Source organism: Achromobacter sp. Marseille-Q0513, assembly GCF_018195695.1.
Classification (GTDB): Bacteria; Pseudomonadota; Gammaproteobacteria; order Burkholderiales; family Burkholderiaceae_B; genus Achromobacter.
In genome coordinates this window covers 14,306-21,712 of sequence record NZ_JAGTJY010000104.1, presented here as the reverse complement: position 1 = coordinate 21,712, position 7,407 = coordinate 14,306, and the positions used below count along the sequence as shown (strand labels likewise).

Sequence of the window (7,407 nt, the reverse complement as noted above, 5' to 3'; positions counted from 1 at the left end):
GCGCGCGCAGCAGATCGACTACGGCACGGTCATGGACCTCTCGTCGCTGGTGGACCCCCCGCCGCTGACCCTGGTCTGGTACGGCGGCACCGCCGCCACCGTCACGCGGCAGTTCAAGCTGATGAGCTGCATGGTCGGCGTGACCTGCTTCCCGGATCCGCACATCGAGCGCAACACCCACGCCGCCGAACACCTGGACCCGGCGCTGGAACGCTATCTGGACGCACTGGCCTCGCGCATGCAGGCCCTGGCTCCGGCCAGCGCCGGCCACGTCATGCAAGCCTATTTCGACGCCTACGCGCGCGGCCGGCCCCAGCCGGCCCCGTCGACCCTCCAGGCTTCCGCGCTGACGCCAATCAGCCTGCCCGGCATTGCCCTGCCCGCCGACGAAGCCGAGCTGCGCCGCTACGACAACGACGACTGGCGTCTGCTCGCCCTGCCGGACGGCAGCCTGCTGGCCTCGGGAGCCGCGGCGCATCGCTATGTGTCGCAAGGCGATGGCGTGCAGCGGCAGACCGTCAGCGGATTGAACGGCGCGCGCGGCCTGAAGATCGATCCGGACGGCCAGGTCTGGAGCCTGGCCACGGACGAGCACGGCGCGCCCCGCCTGCAGGCCTGGCGGCCCGGCGGCAAGCCGGTAGCCTACGCGCCCGCCCCGGGCATGCAAGCCTGGCGCATCAACAACTGGACCATCCGCGCCGGCGGCGGCGTCGCCCTGCGCCAGGACGACCAGCTATACGCCCTGACGCCGCAAGGCCGCTGGAGCCAGCACACATGGAACGCGGAGCCGCGCCGCGCGGCCAGCGACGCGGTGGAACACGCCCTGCCCTGGAGCCATAGCGCGGCCATCCATTTCGGCGACGGCCTGTTCTGGGCCTCCGATCGCGACGGCTACGGCATCGACCCTGACACGGCCCGCGTCAGCCGCAGCATCAAGACATCGACCGGCAAGCTCTTCTTCGGCAGCCATGCCGGCGGCTGGGCGCTGGCGCCCGCGACCGATGCCGAAGGCGCCCAGGTATTCCGCGTCATCGATCCGGCCACCGGCCTGCCCCGCTTCGATCTGGCCACGCCCGCCGCGTACTACACGTCCAGCGTGGCGCGCAGCGCGCACGGCCGCCTGCTGGCTATCAGCGGCGGCGAATCGGCGGTGACTGTGATCGACATGAAAAGCGGACAGATCGCGCTCAACCTGCGCGTGTCCGACAGCCATGCCGTCAGCGCCATGGCCTTCTCATGGAAAGGCGACAAGCTGTGGATCTATGCGCGCGCCCAAGGCAACGGCCCGCCCAGCGAACTCACCGCCTGGGACCTGCCCGCCGGCCTGGTCGACGGCGCCGAAGGCAGGAACATTCCGGACCAGCTGCGTTGCGGATATTCGATGGAATGCAAGTGACCGATATCGGCGCGGCCCGGCGCTACACGGCGTGCCGGGTTGCCTGGATCCGCACGGTCAATTCCGGACGATCCGGAATGTCGCCCGCGATGTCGATGCGGTCGCCGTGCAGCATGCCGACGATCCTCAGCCGGTAATCGGTCAGCCCGGGCAGGATCGGCGGCAGCGCCTGATTGACCTGCCGGATGTGCAGCTGGCCGATGACGTTCTCGCCGGTCGCGCTCAGCATGCCCGTACAGATGAAGCCGGCGTTGCCGCCCAGCGCCCGGCCCTCGTTCACCACGATGACGCCGCTGCGTTCCGTGCCTTCTATGCTCCATTGAAGCAGCCAGAGTCCATCGATCATGGCGCATCTCCCGTGGTGGTTGCGTTCGACAATACGGCTCGGCATTGCAACACTCTTGCAAACGGGTGATGACAATGGGCGCCGCCTCACGCGAGACAACGGCGCTGGAATCACGGTAGCAGCGAAACCTTACGCGAAGCTAAGCGACCGGGCGCGCACACGACCGCAATGCGGGTGCGGGTGCGGGTGCGGGTGCAAAGCCTGCGACCCCATTTGCCGCCAAGCACCGGACACGCCTCAGCGGGAGCCGCCCGATGCCGGTGCGGCCAGCGCGCTGAAAAAGGAAACGGCCGCCGCCGTGGCATCCAGGTTGCGCGAACGCGTGCCGCTTTCGGGATCGGCGGGCCCGCGCCCCGAGGGCCATGCATGGCCGCCGCCGTCGATGACATACAGCACGGCCGGCGGCGCGCCCGCGCAACCGTATTCGCGACGCTCGACGCGAGTGCCGTCGCCCGCCGCATCGGGCTGGCTTTCCGTGCGACGCGCGGCGGGACGCGGCGCGCTCCCGCAACCCAGCCGCGCCCAGGTCTCCAGCGCGGCCTCGACGGCCAGGCGCGGCTTGGCCGTCGTCGCCTTGGCGCCTACGCCGCCGGCATAGGGAACATAAGGATCGGCGGTCCCGTGGATGTGCAGGACGGGCTTGGCGACGCGCGCCAGCGCGGGATCGATGTCCAGCGTGCCAGACACCACGGCAACGCCCGCCACCAGCTCGGGAGCCTGAGCCGCCAGCCGGTAAGCCATCATGCCGCCATTCGAGAATCCGACCGCGGAGACCCGGGCCGGATCCGCCAGCCCTTGCGCCGCGAGCGTGGCGACGACGCGGCGCGCGTAATCCACGTCATCTATCTGGTTGGCCTGGGCATGACCGCAACACGCTCCCGAATTGAACGTCCGCGCGCCGGGCGTCGTGCCGGAGCCTTCCAGGAAAGCCACCACGAAGCCCCGCTCGGCCGCCGCCGCGGCCAGGCCGGTTTCGGCGGCGAAGGCGCGCGCGTTGGATCCGCCGCCGTGCAGGGCCAGGATCAGCGGACGCGCATGGTCTCCGGCGGTCTCGCCCGCGAGCAGGATCGAGCGGGAAGCGCCGCCCGCCTCCACGTCCACGGCCCGTGGCGCGGGATCGCCGCTTGCACCATGCGCGGCGCTCGCCAGCAGGAGGACGGCGAATGCGAATGCGTATGTGGAATATGGAAAGAGGCACAGGCGGGACATGATGCTCTTCGGAATCAGCGGTTGGACGGGCGCAGATAGTCGCCTGCCGGACTGGCATTTGACAAGGCCCGAGCCATCCGATGCGAGAGGCCCCGCGAGGGCCGAATCAAGATAGACGGCGCCATGTCGGAAGGTCCGGTTCTATGCACCCATGGCCGCGACGGACAGGGACACTTGCTGCCCGGTATTGAGCGCCGGCACCAGGACAAACGGTAGCACCACCGCCCTCAGCTCGGGCGACATCTCGTCAGCGAAGTCCAGCGGGGTGACGCCCGTCGTCATATTGGTTCCAGCCTGACGCGATGGTCCCGCGCCCGCACGAAACAAAAGACGATGCCGATTTCAACCACCCTGGCTTCTAGGCTTGCCCAAACCTGGCCGGACCCACACAAGAAAAAGGCGCCCCGTGCCTGGAGCGCCCTTTTCAACGGCAATCCGCCGTTCCGAATCAACAATTTCCCTTCTTTGCCTGCCCCGGCGGACAGAACCCGCCACCACCACCGCCGCCACGATGCGGGTCAACGATCACCGCGCCGTCCGGGGTGTACACGGCACAGCCCGCAAGCAAGGAAGCCATCACGATCAGGCCACAGAGAATTTTCATGTCATACACGCAGAGTTCAAGGTGGGCGAAGTGTATTTCCGTTCCTTGAAACAAGGCCCTAGCGCCGGTTACCGGCCGTATTGGCCTTGGGTTGCGTCGGCGCGCGCTGATTATATTTTTGCCTTGCGCCGCATAGGCCCGAACGCCATTTGCCTTGCCCATCTCAGAGCCCCAGACAGCGGGCGGAAAACAAAAAAGCCGCCGAGTCATGGACTGGGCGGCTTTTTCTTTGCCGTGCTTCACAGCACTTTGCAGGAATTTGGTAGGCGGTATTGGAATCGAACCAACGACCTCCACGATGTCAACGTGGCGCTCTAACCAGCTGAGCTAACCGCCTGCAAAGAAGGAGAATTATATAGTGCTTTTTTGAATCATGCAAATCGTCGTTTCAGATTTTTTGCTTGGTTCATTTCGCCGCGCTGCTTTGTCGCTTTGCTCGAAAAAGCCTTGAATCACATGATTCGGGCTTCCAAACTCAGCAGCCACACTGGCTTGCACTTATTTATTCACTCTCTTCATTTCGCGTCAGCTTCTTGCGTTGCTGCAACGAAGACCGAGATTCTATCAGAACTTTTTATTCCTTGCTCGACCTCGACGCCGCTGCTCACATCGACCGCCCACGGCCGCAGCAAGCGCACCGCCTGGCCCACGTTTTCCGGCTTCAGGCCGCCCGACAGGATGAGCGGACGCGACAAGGGATCGGCGCGCACTTCGTCGAGCAATGCGTGATCGAAGGCCAGGCCGCTGCCGCCATAGCCCGTGCTGTAGCTGTCGAACAGCCAGCCCGCGGCTTCGCCGTAGGCGCGGCATTGCGCGGCCAGTCCGGCGGCCGTGTCCAGCCCGGGCGCGCCGACGCGGAACGCGCGCAGGAAGCGCTGGCCGTGGTGTGCGCATTGCTGCGGCGTTTCGTCGCCGTGGAACTGCAGCAGCTCGGGGCCGACCTGATCCAGCACGGCGCGCACCTCGTCATCAGCGGGGTTGACGAACAGCGCCACCACGTCGACGAAGGCGGGCACGCGGCGGCGCAGCTGGGCCGCGCGCGCGGGCGTCAGGCAACGCTTGCTCTTGGGATAGAAGACAAAGCCGATGGCATCCACGCCCGCCGAGACGGCCGCGTCGATGTCCTGCTCGCGGGTCAAGCCGCAAATCTTGATGCGTGTGCGCATGGGGTTCCAGACTGGCGCCGCGCGCAGCGCGGCGAAAAACTACAGCCCCCCTGGTCCGCGTGCGCTGCCGGGCCGGAACGCGCCGCGGCAGCAAAGGCTTCCGCTTGCGGGCAATGCGAGCGCCTTGCGCAAGGGGCATATCGGCAAACAGTATATCGCCGGAGCCGCAGGCAGGACGGAAACGCTCAGGCTTCCGGCTGGGCCGGCGCGGCCATCAGGCCGTCGAAACCGCCCTCGGCGACGCGGAACCAGGGAATCTCCTTGTCCCTGAACGCCGTCATGCTGTCGTAGAGCTTCTTGAACATCGGATCCTTGGCGCCCAGTTCCTGGAACACCTTCTGCGACGCCTCGCGGCAGGCCTGCAAGACGGGCCGGGGAAACGCCTTCAACTGCGCGCCCTTGCCCACCAGGCGGCGCAGCGCGTCGGGATTGCCGGCGTCGTACTTGGCGATCATGTTGGTGCTGGCCATGCGGCAGGCCAGCGCGAGCGCGGTCTGGTAGGACTTGGGCAAGGCGTCGTGCGCGGCCTGGTTCACGTACAGCGACAGTTGCCACGTACCCGACCACCAGCCGGGAAAGTAGTAGTTGCGCGCGACCTTGTAGAGCGACAGGCTCTCGTCGTCATAGGGACCGATCCAGGCCACCGCGTCGACCTCGCCCTGTTCCAGCGCGGCGTAGGTATCGGCCACCGGCATGTCCACGGGCGCCGCGCCCATGCGCGCGAGCACCTGGCGGGCGAAGCCGTTGGCCTTGATCTTCAGGCCGCGCAGATCGTCGACGGTCTTGATCTCGCCGCGAAACCAGCCGCCCATCTGCGCGCCGGTGTAGCCGCAGGGGAAGTTCAGGATGTTGTGCTTGCCGAACAGCACGCGCGTGAGCGCCAAGCCCTCGCCCTCCGTCATCCAGGCCTGCATCTGGCGCGTGTTCAGGCCGAACGGCACGCCGGCGTCGAAGCTGAGCGCCGGGTCGATATCGAAATAGCGGGTCGAGGCCGTGTGGCCGCATTCGACCACGCCGTCCCTGACGGCCTGCAGCACCTGCCCGGCCGGCACGGCATCCTCGTCGGCGGCGATCACGATGCTGAAACGGCCGTCGGTGACCTCGCTCACATAACGCGCCACGTCCTCCGCGCCGGCGTACAGCGTGGGGGATTCGTTGGGAAAGCTGGATGCCAGCCGCCACGTCACCACGGGCGCTTCCTGCGCTTGCGCCGGCACGGCCAGGACGGCAGCGCCGGCCGTGGCGCCCAGGGCGGTTTGCTTGAGGAAGGCGCGGCGGCGCATGGCAGGAACCTCTCGAACGAAAGGGAACGGCGGCCCGCGGCCAGCCGCTAGTCCCAGGTTTGCGTGAAGGGCGACAACAGCAGCGCGCCGCCGTCGAGCTCGTCCAGGCCGAAGGCCTCGGGATACTCGATGGCCGACAGGTACAGGCCGTCCGGCGCGAAGGTCGGCGCGCCGCGCTTGCGGTCGCGCCAGGACAGCAGCTGCGCCATCCATTCCGCCTGTTCCCTGCCCTGCCCGACCTGCAGCAGCGCGCCCATGATGTTGCGCACCATATGATGCAGGAAAGCGTTGGCCCGAAGCGTAAAAACAAGAAACGGGCCGCGTTCCTCGATGTCCAGGCGATGCAGGTGGCGCACCGGATGCTTGGCCTGGCACTGCGACGAGCGGAAGCTGGAGAAATCGTGCTCGCCCAGCAAGGCGCCGGCCGCCGCGCGCATGGCGGCCACGTCCAGCGGCTGGAAGCACCAGCCGGCGCGCCCGGCCCACAACGCGGGACGCACGCGGCCGCGCCACAGCAGATAGACGTAGGTGCGCGAACGGGCCGAGAAACGGGCGTGGAAATCGTCCGGAACCTGCCTGGCCCATTGCACGGAGATCGACGGCGGCAGGAAGGCGTTCACGCCGCGCACCCAGGACTCCATGCGCCGGTCCAGCGTCGTGTCCAGGTGCACGACCTGCATGGCGCCGTGCACGCCGGTGTCAGTGCGGCCCGCGCAGATGGTGGGCACCGTGCCCTGCACGCCGCAGAAGCTGGCCAGCGCGGCCTCCAGCGTGTCCTGCACGGTCTGCCCGTGCGGCTGCGTCTGCCAGCCTTGCCAGGCCGAGCCGTCGTAGGCCAGCCCCAATGCGACTCTGGACATCGATCAGGCCTTGGTGGCGCCGGGGCGGCGCGGTTCATCCGAAGGCGGCTCGTCCAGGTCGAGGCTGATGGTCTCGAGCTTGCGGTTCAGCGCGGCCGTGTCCAGCGCCGGCTCGGCGTAGGCGTAGGTTTCCTCGTCGTCATCGCCACGGCGCGCACCAGCGCGGCGCAGCACCCAGGCGATGATGAAGACGAGCAGCGCCAGCACGGCGGTGACGATCACCAGCAGATTGTCGGTCAGCCAGGACGGCGCGCCGGCCAGCAGATCGGACGGCTTCTGGTCCGCGGTGTTCTTGCCTTCCGGGGCCGAGGCGCCGGAAGCGGCGGCCGGGGCCGAGCCCGAAGCGGCGCCGACGGAAGCCGCCACGCCGGCGACGCCCGCCGCTCCCGCAGCGGAACTCGAACCCGCCGCGCCTGCCGCGCCCGTCGCTCCTGCCGATCCGGCGGCGCCCGTTGATCCGGTCGATCCGGCGGCGCCAGAACCACCCGCCGCGGCGGCGGATCCCGCAGTACCGGCCGCGCCTGCCGCGCCTCCAGATCCAGC

9 protein-coding genes and 1 tRNA gene are annotated in these 7,407 nt (G+C 68.0%); 1 reads left to right on the top strand and 9 read right to left on the bottom strand.

The window, feature by feature from the left end:
- Positions 1 to 1,396: hypothetical protein (locus KDH83_RS19475; protein WP_212318905.1), on the top strand; the 1,396-nt coding region annotated here is incomplete at its 5' end.
- Between the two features lie 22 nt (positions 1,397 to 1,418).
- Here the strand turns inward: KDH83_RS19475 and KDH83_RS19470 are convergent.
- The 9 genes from KDH83_RS19470 to KDH83_RS32635 form a co-directional block, all read right to left on the bottom strand.
- Complete coding sequence (locus KDH83_RS19470) at positions 1,419 to 1,742, bottom strand: GrlR family regulatory protein (protein WP_212318903.1); 324 nt, start codon at positions 1,740 to 1,742, stop codon at positions 1,419 to 1,421.
- 237 nt (positions 1,743 to 1,979) lie between these two features.
- Positions 1,980 to 2,843, bottom strand: coding sequence for an alpha/beta fold hydrolase (locus KDH83_RS19465; RefSeq protein ID WP_212318901.1), 864 nt, complete (start codon positions 2,841 to 2,843; stop codon positions 1,980 to 1,982).
- Between the two features lie 249 nt (positions 2,844 to 3,092).
- Positions 3,093 to 3,233, bottom strand: coding sequence for a hypothetical protein (locus KDH83_RS19460; RefSeq protein ID WP_212318899.1), 141 nt, complete (start codon positions 3,231 to 3,233; stop codon positions 3,093 to 3,095).
- 166 nt (positions 3,234 to 3,399) lie between these two features.
- A complete protein-coding gene (locus KDH83_RS19455; protein WP_212318907.1) occupies positions 3,400 to 3,798 on the bottom strand; it encodes a hypothetical protein in 399 nt (132 codons plus the stop codon).
- Between the two features lie 17 nt (positions 3,799 to 3,815).
- Positions 3,816 to 3,892, bottom strand: a tRNA-Val gene (locus KDH83_RS19450).
- A 178-nt stretch (positions 3,893 to 4,070) separates the two neighbouring features.
- Positions 4,071 to 4,721 carry a phosphoribosylanthranilate isomerase gene (locus KDH83_RS19445; protein WP_212318897.1) on the bottom strand — a complete coding sequence of 217 codons (651 nt, stop codon included), beginning with the start codon at positions 4,719 to 4,721 and terminating at the stop codon, positions 4,071 to 4,073.
- A gap of 185 nt (positions 4,722 to 4,906) precedes the next feature.
- Positions 4,907 to 6,004 carry an ABC transporter substrate-binding protein gene (locus KDH83_RS19440; RefSeq protein WP_212318895.1) on the bottom strand — a complete coding sequence of 366 codons (1,098 nt, stop codon included), beginning with the start codon at positions 6,002 to 6,004 and terminating at the stop codon, positions 4,907 to 4,909.
- 47 nt (positions 6,005 to 6,051) lie between these two features.
- Positions 6,052 to 6,864, bottom strand: coding sequence for a tRNA pseudouridine(38-40) synthase TruA (gene truA / locus KDH83_RS19435; protein ID WP_212318893.1), 813 nt, complete (start codon positions 6,862 to 6,864; stop codon positions 6,052 to 6,054).
- A gap of 3 nt (positions 6,865 to 6,867) precedes the next feature.
- Positions 6,868 to 7,230, bottom strand: a complete 363-nt coding sequence (locus KDH83_RS32635) for a hypothetical protein (RefSeq protein ID WP_249205214.1) — start codon at positions 7,228 to 7,230, stop codon at positions 6,868 to 6,870.
- Between the last annotated feature and the right edge of the window lie 177 nt (positions 7,231 to 7,407).